The organism is Xanthomonas campestris pv. phormiicola, assembly GCA_025666215.1.
GTDB lineage: Bacteria > Pseudomonadota > Gammaproteobacteria > Xanthomonadales > Xanthomonadaceae > Xanthomonas_A > Xanthomonas_A campestris_A.
Genome location: CP102593.1, coordinates 596220 through 616422 on the forward strand (window position 1 = coordinate 596220; position 20203 = coordinate 616422).

The 20203-nt window shown below is 70.4% G+C and carries 15 protein-coding genes; 7 read left to right on the forward strand and 8 right to left on the reverse strand.

Features of this window, described 5'->3' with window-relative positions:
- Positions 1-106: 106 nt before the first annotated feature.
- Both NRY95_02465 and NRY95_02470 read right to left on the reverse strand, forming a co-directional pair.
- Positions 107-2536, reverse strand: a complete 2430-nt coding sequence (locus tag NRY95_02465; protein UYC16866.1) for a membrane-bound PQQ-dependent dehydrogenase, glucose/quinate/shikimate family — start codon at positions 2534-2536, stop codon at positions 107-109.
- 591 nt (positions 2537-3127) lie between these two features.
- Positions 3128-3337: a hypothetical protein gene (locus tag NRY95_02470; protein UYC18680.1), complete on the reverse strand. Its 210-nt coding sequence runs from the start codon at positions 3335-3337 to the stop codon at positions 3128-3130.
- A 52-nt stretch (positions 3338-3389) separates the two neighbouring features.
- On the opposite strand from NRY95_02470, the gene NRY95_02475 reads away from it, so the two are divergent.
- The 4 genes from NRY95_02475 (at position 3390) to NRY95_02490 (ending at position 10605) form a co-directional block, all read left to right on the forward strand.
- Positions 3390-4247, forward strand: a complete 858-nt coding sequence (locus NRY95_02475) for a serine protein kinase RIO (protein UYC16867.1) — start codon at positions 3390-3392, stop codon at positions 4245-4247.
- Positions 4248-4906: 659 nt separating this feature from the next.
- The gene (locus tag NRY95_02480) at positions 4907-6028 is read left to right on the forward strand and encodes an efflux RND transporter periplasmic adaptor subunit (GenBank protein UYC18473.1); all 1122 of its coding nucleotides are present in this window, start codon (positions 4907-4909) and stop codon (positions 6026-6028) included.
- Positions 6029-6037: 9 nt separating this feature from the next.
- Positions 6038-9166 carry a multidrug efflux RND transporter permease subunit gene (locus NRY95_02485; protein UYC16868.1) on the forward strand — a complete coding sequence of 1043 codons (3129 nt, stop codon included), beginning with the start codon at positions 6038-6040 and terminating at the stop codon, positions 9164-9166.
- Positions 9163-10605 (forward strand): efflux transporter outer membrane subunit, encoded by a 1443-nt coding sequence (locus NRY95_02490; protein UYC16869.1) that lies wholly within the window; start codon positions 9163-9165, stop codon positions 10603-10605. Before NRY95_02485 ends, NRY95_02490 begins: the two co-directional genes overlap by 4 nt.
- Positions 10606-10976: 371 nt before the next feature.
- On the opposite strand, the gene NRY95_02495 is transcribed toward NRY95_02490, so the two are convergent.
- From NRY95_02495 to NRY95_02505, 3 genes are all read right to left on the reverse strand, one after another.
- Positions 10977-11789: a nucleotidyltransferase domain-containing protein gene (locus NRY95_02495; protein UYC16870.1), complete on the reverse strand. Its 813-nt coding sequence runs from the start codon at positions 11787-11789 to the stop codon at positions 10977-10979.
- Between the two features lie 49 nt (positions 11790-11838).
- Entirely contained in the window at positions 11839-13728 is a 1890-nt protein-coding gene (gene mnmG / locus NRY95_02500) for a tRNA uridine-5-carboxymethylaminomethyl(34) synthesis enzyme MnmG (GenBank protein ID UYC16871.1), read from the reverse strand.
- 501 nt (positions 13729-14229) lie between these two features.
- On the reverse strand, positions 14230-14763 hold the full coding sequence (locus NRY95_02505) for a hypothetical protein (GenBank protein UYC16872.1): 534 nt from the start codon (positions 14761-14763) through the stop codon (positions 14230-14232).
- Positions 14764-14928: 165 nt separating this feature from the next.
- On the opposite strand from NRY95_02505, the gene NRY95_02510 reads away from it, so the two are divergent.
- Genes NRY95_02510 through NRY95_02520 form a run of 3 tightly spaced genes read left to right on the forward strand, consistent with a single transcriptional unit; the run spans position 14929 to position 16970 of the window.
- Positions 14929-15888, forward strand: a complete 960-nt coding sequence (locus NRY95_02510; GenBank protein ID UYC16873.1) for a pyridoxal-phosphate dependent enzyme — start codon at positions 14929-14931, stop codon at positions 15886-15888.
- 2 nt (positions 15889-15890) lie between these two features.
- Positions 15891-16490, forward strand: coding sequence for a YdcF family protein (locus NRY95_02515; protein UYC16874.1), 600 nt, complete (start codon positions 15891-15893; stop codon positions 16488-16490).
- A 51-nt stretch (positions 16491-16541) separates the two neighbouring features.
- Complete coding sequence (locus NRY95_02520) at positions 16542-16970, forward strand: nuclear transport factor 2 family protein (GenBank protein ID UYC16875.1); 429 nt, start codon at positions 16542-16544, stop codon at positions 16968-16970.
- Between the two features lie 193 nt (positions 16971-17163).
- Here NRY95_02520 and bioC read toward each other — a convergent pair whose 3' ends face one another.
- From bioC to bioH, 3 genes are all read right to left on the reverse strand, one after another.
- Entirely contained in the window at positions 17164-18054 is an 891-nt protein-coding gene (gene bioC / locus NRY95_02525; GenBank protein ID UYC16876.1) for a malonyl-ACP O-methyltransferase BioC, read from the reverse strand.
- 374 nt (positions 18055-18428) lie between these two features.
- The gene (locus NRY95_02530; GenBank protein UYC16877.1) at positions 18429-19211 is read right to left on the reverse strand and encodes an SDR family oxidoreductase; all 783 of its coding nucleotides are present in this window, start codon (positions 19209-19211) and stop codon (positions 18429-18431) included.
- 230 nt (positions 19212-19441) lie between these two features.
- The gene (bioH, locus tag NRY95_02535; protein ID UYC16878.1) at positions 19442-20203 is read right to left on the reverse strand and encodes a pimeloyl-ACP methyl ester esterase BioH; all 762 of its coding nucleotides are present in this window, start codon (positions 20201-20203) and stop codon (positions 19442-19444) included.

Genomic DNA, 20203 nt, shown 5'->3' on the forward strand with positions numbered 1-20203 from the left:
GCACTCCATCGGATACCCCGTCATGGTAAGCGCTGCACGGCCACCTGCGCGGCGGCCGTGTTCCCGGCGCGGCGGAACCGGCGCGTGCTGGCCGGTTCCGCAGACCTCAGTGCTTGCCCGGCAAGGCGTAGGCGATCACGTAGTCGCCGCGATCCGGCGACTGCCGCGCGCCGCCGGCGGTGACCACGATGTACTGGCGGCCGCTTTTGGGCGAGACATAGGTCATCGGCGTGCCCTGGCTGCCGACCGGCAGCCGCGCCTTCCAGATTTCCTTGCCGGTGTGGCTGTCGAAGCCGCGCAGGTAGTAGTCTTGGGTGCCGGCGAAGAACAGCAGGCCGGACTGGGTGGCCAGCGCGCCGCCCAGGGTCGGCATGCCGATCGGGATCGGCAGGCGCATCTTGATCCCGAGCGGACCGGTGTCCTGCACGGTGCCCACCGGCACCTGCCAGACCAGCTTGCGGGTGGCCAGGTCGATCGCCGACAGGGTGCCGTACGGCGGCTTCTGGCACGGGATACCGAGCTTGGAGACGAAGCGGTCGCGCAGCGAGCCGTACGGGGTGCCGGTCTGCGAGGCCGCGCCCATCTCCACGCCGCCGGCCTTCTGGCTCTCCATCTGCCGGCGCGGGATCAGCTTGGTCCACAGGCCGATGCGCATGTCGTTGACGAACAGGTAGCCGGTGGTCGGGTCCAGCGCGGCGCTGCCCCAGTTCATGCCGCCCAGCGAGCCCGGCCACTGCAGCGCCAGGTCCTCGCCCGGCGGGGTGTACATGCCGTCGTAGCGCATCTGCTTGAAGTGGATGCGGCACAGCATCTGGTCGATCGGGGTGGCGCCCCACATGTCGGCTTCGGTCAGTGTCCCGGTGCCGATCTGCGGCATGCCGGTGGACAGCGGCTGGGTCGCCGCGTAGCGCTCGCCGTCGGCCTTGCCTTGCGGTGCGGCCACCTCCTGCACCTGCGCCAACGGCTGGCCGGTAGCGCGATTGAGCATGAAGATCTGCCCGGCCTTGGTCACCTGCAGCAGCGCGGGCACGCTGCCGCCCTTGCCGTCGGGCACGTCGGCCAGGGTCGGCTGCGCCGGCAGGTCGTAGTCCCACAGGTCGTGGCGCACGGTCTGGTAGTGCCAGCGCACGCGCCCGGTCGCCGCTTCCAGCGCCACCACCGAGGAGCTGTACTTGTCGTCCTGCGGCGTGCGCTCGCCGCCCCAGGCATCCGGGGTGGTGTTGCCGGTGGGCAGGTAGATCAGGCCCAGCGCCGGATCGTAGGCCATCGAGGTCCACACGTTCGGGGTGGCGCGGGTGTAGTGGATGATCGGGTCCAGCGGGGTGTCCGGGGTTTCCTTGGCCAGGTCCCAGGCCCACACCAGCTTGCCGCTGCGCACGTCGAAGGCGCGGACCACGCCCGAGGGCTCGCCGACCTCGATGTTGTCGGCCACGCGGCCGCCGATCACGATCAGGTTGCCGGCGATCAGCGGCGCCGCGGTCAGGGTATAGAAGCCGGGCTTCACCTCGCCCATGCCGGCCTTGAGGTCGACCACGCCGTCCTGGCCGAAGTCGGCGCAGGGCGTGCCGGTCTGCGCGTCGAGCGCGAACAGGCGCGCATCGACCGTGTTCATCAGGATGCGGCGGCGGCACAGCGCCGGTGTTGCCGCTGGCGCTGCAGCAGCGGGCGCCGGCATCAGGTTGTCGCCGGCGGCCGCCGGCGCGGTTGCGGTCGCTGCGCTGTCTGCGTCGTAGTAGCCCAGGCCGCGGCAGCGTTGCCAGTTCGGCGCGGTGGCCTTGGGGTCGAACGACCAGCGCTTCTGTCCGCTGTCGGCATCCAGCGCGAACACCTGGTTGTGCGGGGTGCACACGTACACGGTGTCGCCGATCTGCAGCGGCGTGGCCTGGTCCTCGGCGCCGAAGCCGTTGCTGGTCGGCACGTCGCCGGTGCGGGTGGTCCACGCCACCTGCAACTGGCCGATGTTGTCGCGGTTGATCTGGTCCAGTGCGGCGAAGCGGGTGCCGGCCACGGTGTTGCCCCAGTGCATCCAGTCCTTCTGCGCAGCGCCCGGCGCTACCGGCGTGACGGGCGCATCGGCGCTGGCCTGTACGATCGGGCGCGGTACGAAGGCATAGGCCGCGGTGGCGGCCAGGCCGGCCACCAGCAGCGCGGACAGCGCATAGGCGCCGCGTCCAGCCGGCTGCCGGCGGCTGCGGCGCAGCGTGGGCCACAGCAGGGCCACCAGCAGCGCCAGCACCGCCGGCGCGACCAGGCGCGAGACCAGCGGCCAGAACGCCAGCCCCACTTCCCACAGCGCCCAGGCCAGCGTGCCGACGAAGGCCGCGGCATACAGCACGGCGCCGGCGGGCCGGCGCGCGATCACCAGAATGCCGGCGGCCAGCGTGGCCAGCCCCATCAGCAGGAAGTACCAGCTGCCGCCCTCCGTGGCCAGGCGCAGGCCGCCGACCAGCAGCACGCCGCCGATCAGCACCAGCAGCAGGCCCACCACCCAAAGCAGTCCGCGGCCCAAGGCCGAGACATCCGATTTCGTATTCACGTTGCGTATTCCTCTGCAGACTCCGTGACCGCGCGCGGTTGCGCGACGGCGGTGTGCCCGGGCGTTCCGTCAGACGGCTAGGGAAACGGACGGGTCCTGACCGCAGCGGAAGGCGTCTTCCGTGGCCTGCCGCTGCGCCGGGAAACGCGACGGCGACACCAGCGCGCCGCCGTCCTGGCGGGCGGCACCGACAACGGCGCATTCCGAGAGGTCTGGTCGATTATCGCACCGATGTGCGAATTTGGCATCGTTCGCGGCAGGGCCGCGATCGGGATGCGGCGGGCCTGTCGATCGGCGTGGGCGGGGCATGGGGCAGCGACCGGCGGACGGCGGCAGAGCGCGACGTGGGCGATCCGTTGGATGTACGAGGTTTGCGACGCAGGCGCGGACCGGCGTCTGCACGCTGGCCGTGTCGATGAAGGGGTGTCGAATCGCAGTGCGCTTGGGCCGGCACGGTCGTTCACGTGCCGGGCAGGATCCGCATCGGGCCGCAGCCCACGGCGTCTGTCTCGGGCCAGGCCCGGATGCGGTGTGCCGGGTCTGCGGTCGCGTTCCGGCGAGCCCGTCGCGCGAGCTCGCCGGAGGCGCTTGCTACTTCTTCTTTTCTTTCTTGGCCGCGCGCTTTTCCTTCAGCGTCTTGGTCGGCTGCTTCTTGTCGCTCTTCTTCTGATCCAAGCCCTTGCTCATGACACCCTCTGGACGATTGCACTGTGGATTGCCGGCTGCGGCCGCCGTGGCGGCGATCGCGGCTGCCACTTTACTCCGCTGGCGGCCGGCCATGCCGCAGTTGTCGCCCGGCATGAACGCAAGGTTGGGCCATAATCCTGTTTTCCCCCAAGGTGCCCCGCGTCCGATGAAAACCCCCCAGGGCCTGCAGCCGCTGATCGAGGACGGCGTCATCGACAGCGTGCTGCGCCCGCTCAAGAGTGGCAAGGAGGCCGCCGTGTATGTGGTCCAGGCCGGCGCCGAGGTGCTGTGCGCCAAGGTCTACAAGGACATGGCGCAGCGCAGCTTCCAGGCGCGCGTGCAGTACCAGGAAGGGCGCAAGGTGCGCGGCAGCCGACAGGCGCGGGCGATGGGCAAGGCGACCAAGTTCGGCCGCCGCGAGCAGGAAGCCGCCTGGAAGGACACCGAGGCCAACACCCTGTACCAGCTGGTGGACGCCGGCGTGCACGTGCCGCAGCCGCGCGGCTATTTCCACGGCGTGCTGCTGATGGATCTGGTCACCGATGCCGACGGGCAGAGCGCGCCGCGGCTGGGCGAGGTGGAGCTGGAGCCGGAGCAGGCGCGCGCCTTCCATGCGCAGCTGGTCGGCGACGTGGTGAAGATGCTGTGCCTGGGCCTGGTGCACGGCGACCTGTCCGAATACAACGTGCTGGTCGCCGCCGAGGGCCCGGTGCTGATCGATTTCCCGCAGGTGGTCAGCGCCGCCGGCAACAACGCCGCGCGCGACATGCTGCTGCGCGACGTGCACAACCTGCGCGATTGCCTCGGCCGCTTTGCCCCGGAACTCAACGAAACCCATTACGGCGAAGAGATGTGGGCGTTGTACGAGCAGGGCGAATTGCGCCCGGACAGCCCGCTCAGCGGCCGCTTCGTGTTCGACACCCGCCGTGCCGACGTGCGCGCGGTGCGCGACTCGATCGAGGACGCGCGGCAGGAAGCGATCATCCGCCAGCAGGGCCGCGAGGCCGCGGCGGACGAGGACTGAGTCGCGCGGCAGCGCGTCCTGCACGACGCGCTGCCGAAAAACCTCCCCCTCTGCTGCGCCGCTCGCTGCAGCGCGGCGCCGATCGCATCGGTGGCTCCTTCACTGTCGCGTTCCTGTCATTTCCGCATCGCCACACGTGTTCGCCAGGGCGTGTCATCGATTCCCCGGCAGGTTGCGTTGGCGCTGACAGATACGAGCCGCACGCCTGCTCTTGCGCGCGCTGGCGTGTCGCCCCAGCTCACTTCCTCCCTCTCTGCTTTCCATGCACGCGCAAGGTGGTGCGTGTTGCTCGGGATCTATGGTGCGTCTTGGTATAGGCAACGAATGGCGCTGCCATTGGCGAGCGCCACAGCGCGCCGTCGCGCGCCCGGCAACGGGTTGGAAACGTGCCGCAAACGCGACGCGCCGACCGGAACATCCGTATCCCGATGCGATACCAACGTATCGTCCGCTATACGAATCTTTCGTCAATCTTTCTGCGCGCACATGCAAGTTGTAGTGGCAGCTGACTGCGGTTTTCGTGCGGATATATCGCGGGAATACATTTCGTGTAGCGTTGCGCGCTTCGATCTTCCCACCCCCTCGATTTGACGCTCATGCTCGACGCTTTCGCCGCGCCTCGTTGTTTCGTTCTCTGTGGTTCCGTTGTCGCGCTCGCGATGGCGGCGGGGTGTTCGTCCACGCCGCAACCGCCGCCGCCGATCAAGGTCGGCACGCTCACGCTGACCCCGCACAGCATGCCGGTGGAGCAGACGCTGCCGGGACGCACCGTGGCCTACGAAGTCTCCGACGTGCGGCCGCAGGTCAACGGTCTGCTGCGGCAACGGCTGTTCACCGAGGGCCAGGAAGTCCAGGCCGGGCAGGTGCTGTACCAGATCGATCCGGCGCCGTACCAGGCCGCCTACGACACGGCGCGCGGGCAGCTCGCCCAGGCCCAGGCCGCCGTGATCGCGGCGCGTCCCAAGGCCGAGCGCTACCGCACCCTGGTCGAGCAGGACGCGGCCAGCAAACAGGATGCCGACGACGCGCTGGCCGCGTTGAAGGAAGCCGAAGCCAACGTGGTGGCGGCGCAGGCGTCCTTGCAGGCGGCGCGGATCAATCTCGACTACACCCGCGTGACGGCGCCGATCTCCGGCACCATCGGCACCTCGGCCTATACCGCCGGCGCGCTGGTGACCGCGCAGCAGGACGCGGCCCTGACCAGGATCCAGCGGCTGGACCCGATCTACCTGGACGTGAGCCAGTCCAGCATGCAGATGCTGGCCTTGCGCGAGCAGCTCGACGCGGGCCAGATCAAGGCCGCCGACGGCAGGATCTCGGTGCGGGTGCGGCTGGAGGACGGCACCTTCTATCCGCATCCCGGCACCCTGCAGTTCGTCGGAACCTCGGTCGATCCCGGCACCGGCGGTGTCACCCTGCGCGTGGTCATCCCCAATCCGCAGCATCTGCTGCTGCCCGGCCTGTACCTGCGCGCGCTGCTGCCATTGGCCAGCGACCCGAGCGCGATCCTGGTGCCGCAGCAGGCGGTGACCCGCGACAGCAAGGGCGAGCCGCTGGTGAAGCTGCTCGACGCGCACAACCGGGTGGTGGAGCGGCGGATCCGCACTGGCGACGCGGTGGGCCACGACTGGGTGGTGCAGGCCGGGCTGAAGCCGGGCGAGCGGCTGATCGTGGTCAACGGCAGCCGCGCCGAGATCGGCAAGCCCGCCACGCCGTACGTCGTCAGCGCGGCCCAGCTCGAGGCCGCGCCCGCGGTGCCGGGCGACGCCCAGGCCGACTGAGGAGCTGCCATGTCGCGTTTCTTCGTCAACCACCCGGTGGTGGCCTGGGTCATGGCCATCGTGATCGTCCTGGTCGGCATGCTGGCCATCCACGCGCTGCCGGTCGAGCGCTATCCGCAGATGGCGCCGCCGACCATCACCGTGCGCGCCAGCTACACTGGCGCCTCGGCGCAGACCGTGGAGAACACCGTCACCCAGCTGATCGAGCAGTCGCAGCAGAGCCTGGACCACCTGCTGTACATGACCTCGACCAGCGCCTCGGACGGCAGCGCGCAGGTCAACCTGGTGTTCGAGACCGGCACCAATGCCGACACCGCGCAGGTGCAGGTGCAGAACCAGCTGCAGTCGGTGATGTCGGTGCTGCCGCAGGATGTGCAGCAGAACGGCATCGTCATCACCAAGTCCAGCGGCTCGCTGTTCGAGGTGGTGGCGTTCACCTCCGACGACGGCAGCATGGACAACTTCGATGTCGCCAACTACATGGAATCGAACATCGACGACCAGATCAGCCGGGTCAGCGGCGTGGGCAACATCCAGCCGATGGGCTCGGAGTACGCCATGCGCATCTGGCTGGATCCGGAGAAGCTGCGCAAGTACGCGCTGATGCCCTCGGACGTGGAGAACGCGCTGCAGGCGCAGAACACCGACGTGTCGGCCGGCGAGATCGGCGGCCAGCCGGCGCCGCGCGGGCAACGCCTGGATGCGACCGTGACCACGCGCAGCCGCCTGCACACGCCGGCGCAGTTCGGCGCGATCGTGCTCAAGAGCGGTCCCGGCGGCGCGGCGGTGCACCTGTCCGACGTGGCCAGTATCGGCCTGGGCCCGGAAACCTACGACAGCATCACCCGCTTCAACGGCAAGCCGTCGGCCTCGCTGGGCATCGAATTGAACGCCGACGCCAACGCGGTGGAAACGTCCAGGGCGATCGACGCGCGCCTGCAGGAGCTCAAGCAGTACTGGCCGCACGGCTACACCTACCACATCGCCTTCAGCACCACCCCGTTCGTGACCACCTCGATCAAGGAAGTGGTCATCACCCTGGTCGAGGCGGTGCTGCTGGTGGTGGCGGTGATGTACCTGTTCCTGCAGAACTGGCGCGCCACGCTGGTCCCGACCATCGCCGTGCCGGTGGTGCTGATGGGCACCTTCGGCGTGCTGGCCGCGTTCGGCTACTCGATCAACACCCTGACCATGTTCGCGATGGTGCTGGCGATCGGCCTGCTGGTGGACGACGCCATCGTGGTGGTGGAGAACGTGGAGCGGGTCATGAGCCAGGAAGGGCTGCCGCCGAAGCAGGCGACGCTGCGCTCGATGCAGCAGATCGGCGGCGCGCTGGTCGGCATCGTGCTGGTGCTGACCGCGGTGTTCGTGCCGATGGCCTTCTTCAACGGCGTCACCGGGGTGATCTACCGCCAGTTCTCGATCACCATCGCCGCCTCGATGATCCTGTCGGTGCTGGTGGCGATGACCCTGACCCCGGCGCTGTGCGTGACCATCCTCAAGCCGCTGCACCAGGGCGAGGAACCGATCGGTTCGCATGGCCGCCTCGGCCGGTTCTTCGTCTGGTTCAACACGCGCTTCCGTGCTCTGTCCGAGCGCTACCGTGCGCTGGTCGAGCGGCTGCTGGGCCGGCGCGCGCTGGGCCTGCTCGCCTACGCGCTGCTGCTGGGCGTCACCGGCGTGCTGCTGTGGCGCCTGCCCGGCGCGTTCCTGCCCGACGAGGACGAGGGCATGCTCAACGTGCTGGTCAAGCTGCCGGCCGGCGCCACCCTGGAGCAGACCCTGGCGGTGACCGACCGCCTGACCAGGGCCGCGCTGCATGAACCGGGCGTGCGCTCGGTGCTGTCCTCGGCCGGCTTCAGCGTGACCGGCGCCGGCCAGAACGTCGGCATGGCCTTCGTCCGCCTCAAGGACTGGGACGACCGCGAGGACGACGCCGACACCATCGCCGCGCATCTCAACAAGGCCCTGGCCGACGTGCCCGACGCGGAGCTGTTCGTGACCTCGCCGCCGGCCATCAGCGGGCTCGGCGACGCCTCCGGCTTCACCTTCGAGCTGATGGACTACGAAGGCGCCGGCCACGCCGCCCTGGTGAACGCGCGCGACAAGCTGCTGCGCCTGGCCGGGCACGATCCCAGGCTGCGCGACGTGCGCTACGCCAGCCTGGAGGACGCGCCGGTCTATGCGGTCAAGATCGACGACGACAAGGCGCAGGCGCTGGGCGTGGACCCGGGCGACATCAACGCCACGCTCAACAGCGCGCTCGGCGGCGACTTCGTCAACAACTTCATCTACAAGGGCCGGATCAAGAAGGTGTTCGTGCAGGGCGACGCCGAGGCGCGCATGGCGCCGCAGGACCTGCAGCGCTGGACGGTGCGCAACGCCAGCGGCGACATGGTGCCGATGTCCGCCTTCACCACCTCGCACTGGACCAGCGCGCCGGCCGCGCTGGAGCGCTACAACGGCGTGTCGGCGATGGAACTGACCGGGCAGGCGGTGCCTGGCGTCAGCTCCGGCGCGGCGATGGACGCGATGGCCGCACTGAGCAAGCAGCTGCCGCACGGCTTCGGCTATGCGTGGTCGGACATGGCCTACCAGGAGAAGCTGTCGGCCAACCAGGCGCCGGCGCTGTACGCGATCTCGCTGCTGTTCGTGTTCCTGTGCCTGGTGGCGCTGTACGAAAGCTGGACGATCCCGTTCGCGGTGATGCTGGCGGTGCCGGTGGGCGTGTTCGGCGCGGCGCTGTTGATGACCGTGCGCGGCCTGCAGAACGACGTGTACTTCCAGGTCGGCCTGCTGACCACGGTCGGCCTGGCGGCCAAGAACGGCATCCTGATCGTCGAGTTCGCGCGCGAGCTGGAGCAGCGCGGCGAAAGCCTGCTGGCGGCCACCCTGCACGCGGTGCAGATGCGCCTGCGGCCGATCCTGATGACCTCGCTGGCGTTCCTGCTCGGTGTGCTGCCGCTGGTGTTCAGTCACGGCGCCGGCTCGGCCGCGCGCCATTCGCTGGGCACCGGCGTGACCGGCGGCACGCTGGCCTCGATCACCCTGGGCCTGTTCTTCGTGCCCTTGTTCTACGTCATCGTGCGCAGCGTGTTCCCCGGCAGCAAGCATCCGCCGCTGGAGGCCACGCCATGAGCGCAGGGTCGTCCCGCCTGCTGGCCGCGACGTGCTGCGCGGCGCTGGCCGCGTGCAGCATGGCCCCGCACTACGCGCGCCCGGCGCCGCCGGTGCCGCCGCAGTTCGACGCCGCGGGCAGCGCCACGCCCGGTGCCGGCGCGGCGCTGGCGATGCCGGACTGGCGCGAGGTGTTCCTCGATCCGCGCCTGCGCCAGGTCATCGCGCTGGGGTTGGAGAACAATCGCGACCTGCGCGTGGCCATGCTCGACATCGACAAGGCGCGCGCGCAGTACCGGATCCAGCGCGCCGCGCTGGCGCCTTCGCTGGATGCCAATGCCAGCAGCAGCCGCCAGCGGACCAGCGCCAGCGCCAGCGACAGCGGGCAGGCGCAGACCGGCAGCAGCGACACGCTGCAGGTCGGCATCAGCAGCTGGGAACTGGACCTGTTCGGGCGCGTGCGCAGCCTCAAGGACGAGGCCCTGGAAACCTGGCTGGCCAGTGCCGAGACGCAACGCAGCGTGCGCCTGAGCCTGATCGGCGAGATCGCCGACGACTGGCTTGCGGTCGGCGCCGACCAGCAACTGCTGGCCCTGGCGCAGCAGACCCTGGACAGCCAGGAGCAGACGCTCAGGCGCAGCCGCGCCCAGCACGACAACGGGATCGGCTCCGGGCTGGACCTGGCGCAGATCCAGAGCAGCGTGGAAGCGGCCCGCGTCGATGTGGCGCGCGATGCCACCCAGCTCGCCCAGGCCCGCGATGCGCTGCAACTGGTGGTCGGCGCGCCGGTGGACGCCGCGCTGCTCGCCGGGTCCGACGCGTTCGACCGCAGCGTGGCCCTGGCCCCGCTGCCGGCAGGACTGGATGCCGCGGTGCTGCTGCAACGCCCCGACGTGCTCGCCGCCGAGCATGCGCTGCAGGCGGCCAATGCCGACATCGGCGCCGCGCGCGCGGCGTTCTTCCCGACCGTCTCGCTGACCGCCTCCACCGGCCGCAGCAGCGACGCGCTGTCCACGCTGTTCGCGGCGGGCTCGCGGACCTGGTCGTTCGTGCCCAGCATCGCCCTGCCGATCTTCCACGCCGGCGCGCTGAAGGCTTCCTTGGACGTATCGAAGATCGGCAAGAACATCGCCGTGGCGCAATACGAGAAGGCCATCCAGAGCGCCTTCCGCGACGTCGCCGATGCGCTGGCGCAGCGCGACCACCTCGCGGCGCAGCTGAGCGCGCAACAGGCGTTGGTGGACGCGGTGCGACGCAGCCACACGCTGGCCGAGGCGCGCTACCGCGCCGGCGTGGACGACTACCTGCAGGTGCTGGATGCGCAGCGTTCGCTGTATGCCGCGCAGCAGGACCTGATCGGCTTGCGGCTGCAGGACGACAGCAACCGGGTCGCGCTGTACACGGCGCTCGGCGGCGGCGCGGATGCGGGCGCGGCAGGCCCCGCATCGGCAGATCGATGAGCGCAGGGCCGATGCGACGCATCGACCCGCGTGGCGCGTGGTCGGCGTAGATTCGAGCCAGCCCAAACCGATGCCATTTGTGGGAGCGACTTCAGGGCACCTCTAATAACCTCGATTCTAAAAATTTCGCACTATGCGCATCAATGACTTGCGAGCGTTTTAGTCGAGTTTTTTGGGGTTATTAGAGGTGCCCTTCAGTCGCGACGCGCCTTCTCGATAACGCCCGTCGCGACTGAAGTCGCTCCCGCAGGGGGCTAGCGAGCTGGCAGTGCCAGCGACCGCGAGATCCCGTCGTCGCGCAAGGCGTTCATCCTTGCCGTGACCAGTACCAGGTCGCTCGCGCGAAGCGCGGGTTCGCGACGCAGCGATGCCTAGGCGTCGGCGCGGATCAGCTGCCGGAATACCCCATCCAGCGCCCGTGGATCGCCGCTGCCTGCCGCCAGGCGCGGTGCGGCGGCAGCCATGCGCGCCAGTTCGGCGTCCAGGAAATCGCTGATCGCCGGCACCCGTGGCCCGTCCTCGATTTCCGCGGCGATGCGCTTCTTCGCCAGCAAGGCGTCGATCGCCGCGCGCAGCGTGCCAGACGGCAGCAGCGCCTGCAGCAGCAGTTCGAAGGCCATCGGCGGCATCCCGTGCCCGCGTTCGATCCACTGGCAGGCCAGCACCGGGCGCAGCACGTACAGGTACTTCTTGGTGCGGATGCGCTCGCCGCGCAGATAGCCGCGGTAGTTGCTCCTGGCCATGTTGAAGTAGTGCCACCAGGTGCCCAGCGCCGAATAGAACGCGCGCGCCCTCTCCAGCAGCGCGGCGCTGGCGGCCGCGTCCTGGCGATAGACCAGCGGCGACTGCAGCCATTCCAGCAGCGTCGGGTTGGATTTGGACACCAGCCGCAGCGCCTTGCGCAGATCCCAGCCGCTGACGTCCAGGTCGTCGGCGATCGGCAGTTCGATGACGTCGCGCTGCGCCTCGCCCGGTCCGGTGCGTTCGTTGACGGTCAGATACCAATCCGGCCGATGGACATAGACGAAGCGCGCATCGCAGTCGCTGTCGGGCGAGGAAAAGCCCCAGCCGCGGCTGCCGGATTCGCAGGCGAGCAGGATGCGCACGGCGTGGTCGCGCTCGATGTCGCGCAAGGCGTCGAGCACGGCGGCGCGCTTGTCCGCCGCGAGCGGGTGGATGTCCATGGTCTGCCGTCCTGGGATGGGGCGGGACAGGGTGCCGCTGCGTCGCCGCTCACGCCACCCGGCTGCGCCGCGCACGCTCCAGGTGCACCAGCAGCAGCGAGATCGCCGCCGGGGTCATGCCGGGGATGCGCTGCGCCTGGCCAACGGTCTGCGGGCGCACGCGCTGCAGCTTCTGCTGTACCTCGGCCGACAGCCCGCGCACCTGCGCGTAGTCGAAGGCCTCGGCGATCGGCGTGTCCTCGTGGCGCTGCTGGCGCGCGATCTCGTCGCGCTGGCGGTCCAGGTAGCCGGCGTACTTGATGCCGATCTCGACCTGCTCGGCGACCTGTGCGTCGTCCACGCCCGGACCCAGCGACGGCACCCGCATCAGCGCGGCGTAGTCCAGTTCCGGGCGCTTGATCAGGTCGAGCACGGTGGTCTCGCGGCTGACCGCCACGCCCAGCGTCGCGGCGACCTCGCGGCCCAGCGCATTGCCGGGCGTGGCCCACAGCGCGCGCAGCCGCGCGTTCTCCCGCGCCACCGCCTCCTGCTTGGCCTGGAAGCGCGCCCAGCGCGCCTCGCCGACCAGGCCCAGGTCGTGGCCGATGCCGGTCAGGCGCGCATCGGCGTTGTCCTCGCGCAGCTGCAGCCGGTATTCGGCGCGGCTGGTGAACATGCGGTACGGCTCGGTGGTGCCGTGGGTGATCAGGTCGTCGATCAGCACGCCGATGTAGGCCTGGTCGCGGCGCGGCGTCCACGGCGCCAGCCCGCGCACCTGGCGCGCGGCGTTGAGCCCGGCGATCAGGCCCTGCGCGGCCGCTTCCTCGTAGCCGGTGGTGCCGTTGATCTGGCCGGCGAAGAACAGCCCGGGCATCGCCTTGGTCTCCAGCGAGGCCTTCAGCCCGCGCGGGTCGAAGAAGTCGTATTCGATCGCGTAGCCGGGGCGGGTGATGTGCGCGCGCTCGAAGCCGCGGATCGAGCGCACCAGCGCCAGCTGCACGTCGAACGGCAGCGAGGTGGAGATGCCGTTGGGATAGATCTCGGCCACGTCCAGGCCTTCGGGCTCGACGAAGATCTGGTGGCTGGCCTTCTCGGCGAAGCGCACCACCTTGTCCTCGATCGACGGGCAGTAGCGCGGGCCGATGCCCTCGATCTGGCCGGTGTACAGCGGCGAGCGGTCCAGCGCGCCGCGGATGAGGTCATGGGTGCGCTCGGTGGTATGGGTGATCCAGCACGAGACCTGGCGCGGATGCTGGGCGAGCTCGCCGATGAACGACATCACCGGCAGCGGATCGTCGCCGGGCTGCTCCTCCATCGCCGCGTAGTCCAGGCTGCGCCCGTCGATGCGCGGCGGGGTGCCGGTCTTGAGCCGGTCCACGCCGAAGCGGCCGTCGCGCAGGGTCTGCGCCAGCGCGGTGGCCGGTGGGTCGCCGGCGCGGCCGCCGGCGTACTGGGTCTGGCCGATGTGGATCTTGCCGGCCAGGAAGGTGCCGGCGGTCAGCACCACCGCCGCCGCCTCGAAGCGCAGGCCGGTCTGGGTGACCGCGCCGCGCACGCGCTCGCCTTCCACGATCAGCGCGTCCACCGCGGCCTGGAACAGGGTCAGGTTCGGCTGCGCCTCGACCAGGCGCCGGATCGCGCCGCGATACAGGTTGCGGTCGGCCTGGCAGCGGGTGGCGCGCACCGCCGGACCCTTGGAGGCGTTGAGCGTGCGCCACTGGATCCCGGCCAGGTCGGCGGCATGCGCCATCGCCCCGCCCAGCGCATCGATCTCCTTGACCAGATGGCCCTTGCCGATGCCGCCGATGGCCGGGTTGCAGCTCATCGCGCCGACCGTCTCCACGTTGTGGGTCAGCAGCAGGGTGCGCGCGCCGGCGCGCGCGGAGGCCAGCGCCGCCTCGGTGCCGGCGTGGCCGCCGCCGATCACGATGACGTCGTAGCGGTAGAAGGAATCGCTCATGGGGTACTCGTCCGCCCGGTCGCGGGGACCGGGATGGGGGCGTGCGCAGGGTCGCGGGCGCCGGAAAACGGGAATTTTAGCGGTTGCATCACAGTTTGCGGATTCGGCCCTAAAGTTGGCACGCCCTCTGCAGATAACCCTACTGCACCCAACGTGGCAGTGCGTCAGGGGCGTACGACTGGAATTGGAACAGGGGCCAGTCACGCGCACGTTGGGGGAGCTGGGGGCCGGTAGTCGGGGGACTGCCGGCCCTTTTTTTATGCCTGCGCTTCGGGGCCGACGCCAGCGAGCGCAAGGCTGGAACGCGAAAAGCCCCGGCGAACCGGGGCTTTTCGTTTTAGGCGCCGACGCCCGACAGGGCCGGAACAGGGGGGATCCAGATTTCCCTGTCGGACATCGACATAGACGGTGGGGCGATCGCTTCGGGTCATAAAGCGACGCAGGCGGTCACCCCGTACGACGTAGAGTGCGTCTTGTGGCTGCGTGAAATCAAGCCTTTTCTTAGGGCTCTAGTGTGCGCCTTGTCCCATTGCTACGACCCAGATTGCCGGGCCGGGGCGCGGCCGGACGCGGCTGGGCGGCGGGACGGGGCGCGCTGGCCGGACGCGGCTGCATCGATTGGGGGCGCGGACCGGCGTTGGCCGCATCCGGACGGCGCAGCCGGTCCAGGTCGCGCCACGGCGACTTGACCCGGCCGCCGCCACCGCCGATGACCGGCGGCGGGCGGTCCGGCGGGCGGCCGTTGTCGTCGGGCCGCGGGCGCGGCGGCGGACGGTGGCGCGGCGGACCGTAGTAGTCGCGGTAGTAGTACGGGCCGCCATAGCCGTAGTAGCCATAGCCGTAATAGCCGGCGCCGTAGCCGTACGGCACGGCGCTGTAGGGCGCGTAGTAGCCGTCGTAATAGCCGTCCGGATAGCGGTATTCGACCGATGGCGCGCCGCGGTAGTAGCCGCCGCCATTGTCGGCGTAGTCGTAGGTGGCGCAGCCACCCAGCGTGGCCAGCAGTCCAGCGGCCAAGATCAGGCGCATGTTCATGGCGAATCCTCTCCCTGAGGCTGACCGACAGGTTCGGCGTGTTGCATTGAATGCCTCCTTAACTCGCTTCGTCGTTGATTGAACGCTTAAGTCGCGCGCAACGGTTGCGTTGCGCCGGCCGCTGGCGACACCGCGAGCGTAAGGCGATACGTTAACCTTTCGCGCATGTTCTCATCTTCACTGCCCGTTTTCGCCGATGTGACGGCGGCGGCCGCGCGGATCGCGCCGCACGCCCAGGTCACCCCGGTCCTGCGCTCGCAGGCGCTGGACGCGTTGACCGGCGCCAGCCTGCACTTCAAGGCCGAGCACCTGCAGCGCGGCGGCGCGTTCAAGTTCCGCGGCGCCTGCAACGCGGTGTGGGCACTGAGCCAGGCGCAGGCCGCGCGCGGCGTGGTCACCCATTCCTCCGGCAACCATGGCGCGGCGCTGGCGCAGGCCGCGCTGACCCGCGGCATCGGCTGCCACGTGGTGGTGCCGGAAGGGGCGGTGGCGGCCAAGCTGGCCAATATCGCCCGCCACGGCGCCACCCTGTGGCGCTGCGCGGCCAGCATCGCCGCGCGCGAGGCGATGTGCGCGCAGGTGCAGCAGCAGACCGGCGCGACCCTGGTGCATCCGTACACCGATCCGGCGGTGATTGCCGGCCAGGGCACCGCGACCCTGGAATTGCTCGGCGCCAGCGGCCCGCTCGACCTGCTGGTGGTGCCGGTCGGCGGCGGCGGCCTGGCCGCCGGCAGCCGCCTGGCGCTGTCGGCGCTGGCGCCGCAGGCGCGCCTGCTGCTGGCCGAGCCGGCCGGCGCCGCCGACACCGCGCGCTCGCTGGCGGCCGGCGCGTTGCGGGTGGACTGCGTTCCGGACACCGTCTGCGACGGCCTGCGCGGCACCCTCGGCGCGCCCAACTTCGCGCTGCTGCAAGGCCAGGCCGAGGCGGTCGTGGTCGAGGACGCCGCGACCGTGGCGGCGATGCGGCTGCTGTGGCAGGTGCTCAAGCAGATGGTGGAGCCCTCGTCGGCGATCGCGCTGGCGGCGGTGCTGGCGCAGCCGGAGCGCTTCGCCGGGCGCCGGGTCGGGCTGATCCTGTCCGGCGGCAACGTCGACCTCGACGCCTTGCCGTGGGGGACTGCTTGAAGGTGCGGCGACGACGCGGCTGGCTCGGCTGGCTCGCTCGGCTGGGCGCGGTGCTGGGCCTGTGGCTGCTGGGTGTGGCGATCTACATCGTCTGGGTCGGCGACCGCGACCAGGCGGCGCCGGCCGACGCGATCATCGTGCTCGGCGCGGCCGCCTACGATGCCAAGCCCTCGCCGGTGTTCGAGGAACGCATCCGCCACGGCCTGGACCTGTACCAGCGCGGCTATGCGCCGACCCTGATCTTCACCGGCGGCTTCGGCGGCAACGGCGCGCGTTTCGCCGAATCGCAGGTGGCGCGCCGCTATGCGCTGCGCCACGACGTGCCGGCCGACGCGATCCTGATCGAGACCGTCTCGCGCACCACCCGCCAGAACCTGCTCGAGGCGCGCGGGCTGATGCGCAGCCACGGCCTGCACCGGGCGATCGTCGTCAGCGATCCGCTGCACATGGCGCGGGCGCTGCGCCTGTGCCGCGAGCTGCAGATCGACGCGCTGGCGTCCTCGACCCCGAGCACCCGCTTCCGCAGCTTCCAGACCCGCTGGCGCTTCCTGCTGCAGGAGGTCTACTTCTTCCACCGCGACCTGCTGGTGCCGGGCGCCTGAGCGGGCCCGGCCGCCGTATCATGGACGCCCGCATGGCATGAGGTGGTGGCGATGAAGATCGACGGAACCCGCGAGCAGGACCGCGCCATCGAACTGGTGCTGTCCTATTACGACGCGTTCAACCGCGGCGACTGGGCGGCGATGCTCGACAAGCTGACCGACGACGTGGCGCATGACCTCAACCAGGGCGCGCGCGAGATCGGCAAGGACACCTTCGCCGCGTTCCTGCAGCGGATGAACGCCAGCTACCGCGAACAGCTGCGCGACATCGTGGTGCTGGGCGGGCAGGACGGCTGCCGCGCCGCTGCCGAGTACGTGGTGCACGGCGAATACCATCACACCGACGAAGGCCTGCCGCCAGCGCGCGGGCAGACCTACGTGCTGCCGGGCGGGGCGTTCTTCGACATCCGCGACGGCAAGATCGCCCGGGTCAGCAATTACTACAACCTGCAGGACTGGATCGACCAGGTGTCGGTCTGATCCTCAAGCGAATGCCTTGGCGCTGGCAGGCTGGAGGCTGCCTGTGCCGAAGCGGCTTCGACTCAGGACTGTTTGCGGTCGGCGAAGTGTTGTGGGAGCGACTTCAGTCGCGACATGGCGTTGCCGGTAGAGCCCGTCGCGACTGAAGTCGCTCCCACAGTGACATCGCCTGGATCAAGGAGGGGGCGCTGGCTCAATCGCCGCGGCGGCGGATCGGGATCGCCGACACCGGCACCGCGGCGATCTCGCTGCCGCCCTCGCGGATCGGCGCGCCCGGCGGCGGCGCCCAGGCGTGCGCATAGATCACTTCCCAACTGCTCGGCAGCGTGCCGTCGGCGTTGCGCAGCGGCTCATAGGCGGCGCTGGCGGCGGCGAAACGGCCGCGCCCGGTCAGCGTGTGGCGGCGCGCGTGCAGTGCGTTGGTCGCGCCGATCGCGCGCAGTTCGCGCATCAGCGCGGCCAGGTCGGGATAGGTGAGGGTGAACAGGTCGCGGTCCAGCACCGGGTCGCGGAAGCCGGACAGCATCAACGCATCGCCGAACTGCGCGATCGGCGCGAAGCGGCTCACGTGCGGCGCCTCGCGGTCGGCCTGGGCGAAGGCCTCGCGCAGTTCGACCAGCGTGTCCGGGCCGAAGCTGGAGCACAGCAGCAGGCCGCCGGGCTTGAGCACGCGGCGGAAACCGGCGAACACCGCCGGCAGGTCCTCGACCCACTGCAGGCACAGATTGCTGAAGATCACATCGACGCTGTGCTCGGCCAGCGGCAACGCGCGCGCGTCGGCGCAGACGTGGCCGAACGGCTTCCACCAGCCGGCCTGGCGCTTGGCCTGCTGCAGCATCGGCAGCGCCTGGTCGAGCGCGATCACCTGCGCGCGCGGCCAGCGCTTCTTCATCGTCGCGGCGGCATGCGCCGGGCCGCTGCCCACGTCCAGCACCACCTGCGGCACGCGGTCGCCGAGATAGTCCAGCGATTCCAGCAGACGCTTTTCGACCTCGTGCTGCAGGGCGGCGGCGGCATCGTAGCTGGCCGCGGCGCGCGAGAACGCACGGCGGATGTGGTTGGCATCGAACGAGGAAGGATCCATCGGCGCATTATCGCCGGCCGCCGTACGCGACGGCCAGCCGCATCGCACTGCGCCGCCCGCGCAACCTCGTCCGCGCTTCAGTCTGCAACGAACTCCTTGACGCGCGCCGCAGCGACCGCGCACAGCCACCCATACAAATCCCGAATCCCGAATCCCGAATCCCCAATCCCGGCTCTTCCGCGCTTCAGTCTGCAGCGCCCCCAGGGCGCGCGCCGAGCGACCGCGCGCAGCCACCCATCCCAATCCCGAATCCCCAATCCCGACTCTTCCGCGCTTCAGCCTGCAGCGCCCCCCAGGACGCGCGCCGCAGCGACCGCGCGCAGCCACCCATCCCAATCCCGAATCCCCAATCCCCAATCCCCAATCCCAGCTCTTCAGAACGTCCCCGGATACGCGCCGCCGTCGAGCAACAGGTTCTGCCCGCTGACGTAGCCGGCCTGCGCGCTGCACAGGAACGCGCAGGCCGCGCCGAATTCCTCCGCCGTGCCGAAGCGCCCGGCCGGGATCTGCTGGCGCTTCTGCGCCGCCACGGTGTCCACGTCGGTGCCGCTGCGCTGCGCGGCATGGGCGAAGTTGCCGCGCAGCCGGTCGGTGTCGAACTGGCCGGGCAGCAGGTTGTTGAGGGTGACGTTGTGCGCGACCGTGCGCCGCGCCAGCCCGGCGACGAAGCCGGTCAGGCCGGCGCGCGCGCCGTTGGACAGGCCCAGGCTGTCGATCGGCGCCTTCACCGCCGCCGAGGTGATGTTGACGATGCGGCCGAAGCCACGCGCCTGCATCGCATCGACGGTGGCACGGATCAGCGCGATCGGCGCCAGCATGTTGGCGTCCAGCGCGCGCAGCCAGTCCTCGCGCTCCCAGTCGCGGAAATCGCCGGGCGGCGGGCCGCCGGCGTTGTTGACCAGGATGTCGACCTGCGGGCACGCCGCCAGTGCGGCGCTGCGGCCGGCCTCGGTGGCGATGTCGGCGGCGACCGCGATCACCTCGCCGGCACCGGGCAGCGCGCGCAGGCCGGCGGCTGCCGCATCCAGCCGGGCCTGGCCGCGCGCCACGATCACCACATTGACGCCTTCGGCGGCCAGCGCCCGCGCGCATCCCAGGCCCAGGCCCTTGCTTGCGGCGCAGACCAGCGCCCATTTGCCGGCGATACCAAGATCCATGTCTGCGTTCCGATCGATCGAAGGAACCGCGATGATCGGGCATCGGCGTGGCGGCGGCCAGCGCGGTGCGTCGATCCGACCGCGAAGCCGGTGCTCTGTCTCGGCACGACCGAAGCAGCGCACCTGGCCGCACTGGCGATCCGAGCGGGCAGGTTTCCTGTGGGAGGGGCTTCAGCCCCGACGCTTTGCCGGTCACGCATCGAGGGCCGAAGCCTGCTCGCAGGAACGCGCTATGCCAGCCCGGCAAGGAACCCGCGCAACGCCTCGGCGACCTCATCGGCATGGCCGAGGAACGGCGCATGGCCGCCGCCGGCGATGTCCAGCGTCTGCGCCTGCGGCGCCAGCGCCGCGGCGTCGTGCATGCCGGCGGCCGAGACCAGCCGGTCGCGCTGGCCGCTGATCCACAGGCTGGGCACGCGCAGGCCGGGCAGCGCGCGGCGCAGGTCGCTGCGCTCGAGCAGCGCCAGCCCAGCCTGCAGCGCCTGCGCATCGGGTTCGCCGCGCGCGCTCAGCGTTTCGCGCAGGGTGCGCAATTCGGCGCGCGCATGCGCCGAACCCAGCGTGTCCAGCGCCAGGAAGCGGTCCAGCGTGCCGCGGTAATCCTCGGCCAGGTCGCGGCCGAACTGGGCGAACACCTGCGGTTCCACCGCATGCGGCCAGTCGCTGCCGCGCACGAACCGCGGCGTCGCCGCGAGCATCGCCAGGCCGCGCACCTGCGGCTGGGTCGCCGCGGCATGCAGCGCGAACAGCCCGCCCAGCGACCAGCCCAGCCACACCGCCGGCGGCGTCGCCGCGGCGATCGCGCTGACCACGTGCGGCAGCGCCAGCGGGGTGTCGTCACCGCGGCTGTGGCCATGCCCGGGCAGGTCCACCAGGTGCATGCGGCACTGCGCCGACAGGCGTTCGACCAGCGGCGCGAAGATGCCGCCGTGCAGCGCCCAACCGTGGATGAGGACCAGATCGGGGCCGTGCCCCAGGGTTTCGATGTGCAT

Excerpts from the sequence above, each read along its gene's own strand:
- NRY95_02470 (UYC18680.1), bottom strand. The coding sequence starts at position 3,337 with ATGCCGGGCGACAACTGCGGCATGGCCGGCCGCCAGCGGAGTAAAGTG.
- NRY95_02475 (UYC16867.1), top strand. The coding sequence starts at position 3,390 with ATGAAAACCCCCCAGGGCCTGCAGCCGCTGATCGAGGACGGCGTCATC.
- NRY95_02480 (UYC18473.1), top strand. The coding sequence starts at position 4,907 with ATGGCGGCGGGGTGTTCGTCCACGCCGCAACCGCCGCCGCCGATCAAG.
- NRY95_02485 (UYC16868.1), top strand. The coding sequence starts at position 6,038 with ATGTCGCGTTTCTTCGTCAACCACCCGGTGGTGGCCTGGGTCATGGCC.
- NRY95_02490 (UYC16869.1), top strand. The coding sequence starts at position 9,163 with ATGAGCGCAGGGTCGTCCCGCCTGCTGGCCGCGACGTGCTGCGCGGCG.
- NRY95_02495 (UYC16870.1), bottom strand. The coding sequence starts at position 11,789 with ATGGACATCCACCCGCTCGCGGCGGACAAGCGCGCCGCCGTGCTCGAC.
- mnmG (UYC16871.1), bottom strand. The coding sequence starts at position 13,728 with ATGAGCGATTCCTTCTACCGCTACGACGTCATCGTGATCGGCGGCGGC.
- NRY95_02505 (UYC16872.1), bottom strand. The coding sequence starts at position 14,763 with ATGAACATGCGCCTGATCTTGGCCGCTGGACTGCTGGCCACGCTGGGT.
- NRY95_02510 (UYC16873.1), top strand. The coding sequence starts at position 14,929 with ATGTTCTCATCTTCACTGCCCGTTTTCGCCGATGTGACGGCGGCGGCC.
- NRY95_02520 (UYC16875.1), top strand. The coding sequence starts at position 16,542 with ATGAAGATCGACGGAACCCGCGAGCAGGACCGCGCCATCGAACTGGTG.
- bioC (UYC16876.1), bottom strand. The coding sequence starts at position 18,054 with ATGGATCCTTCCTCGTTCGATGCCAACCACATCCGCCGTGCGTTCTCG.
- NRY95_02530 (UYC16877.1), bottom strand. The coding sequence starts at position 19,211 with ATGGATCTTGGTATCGCCGGCAAATGGGCGCTGGTCTGCGCCGCAAGC.
- bioH (UYC16878.1), bottom strand. The coding sequence starts at position 20,203 with ATGCACATCGAAACCCTGGGGCACGGCCCCGATCTGGTCCTCATCCAC.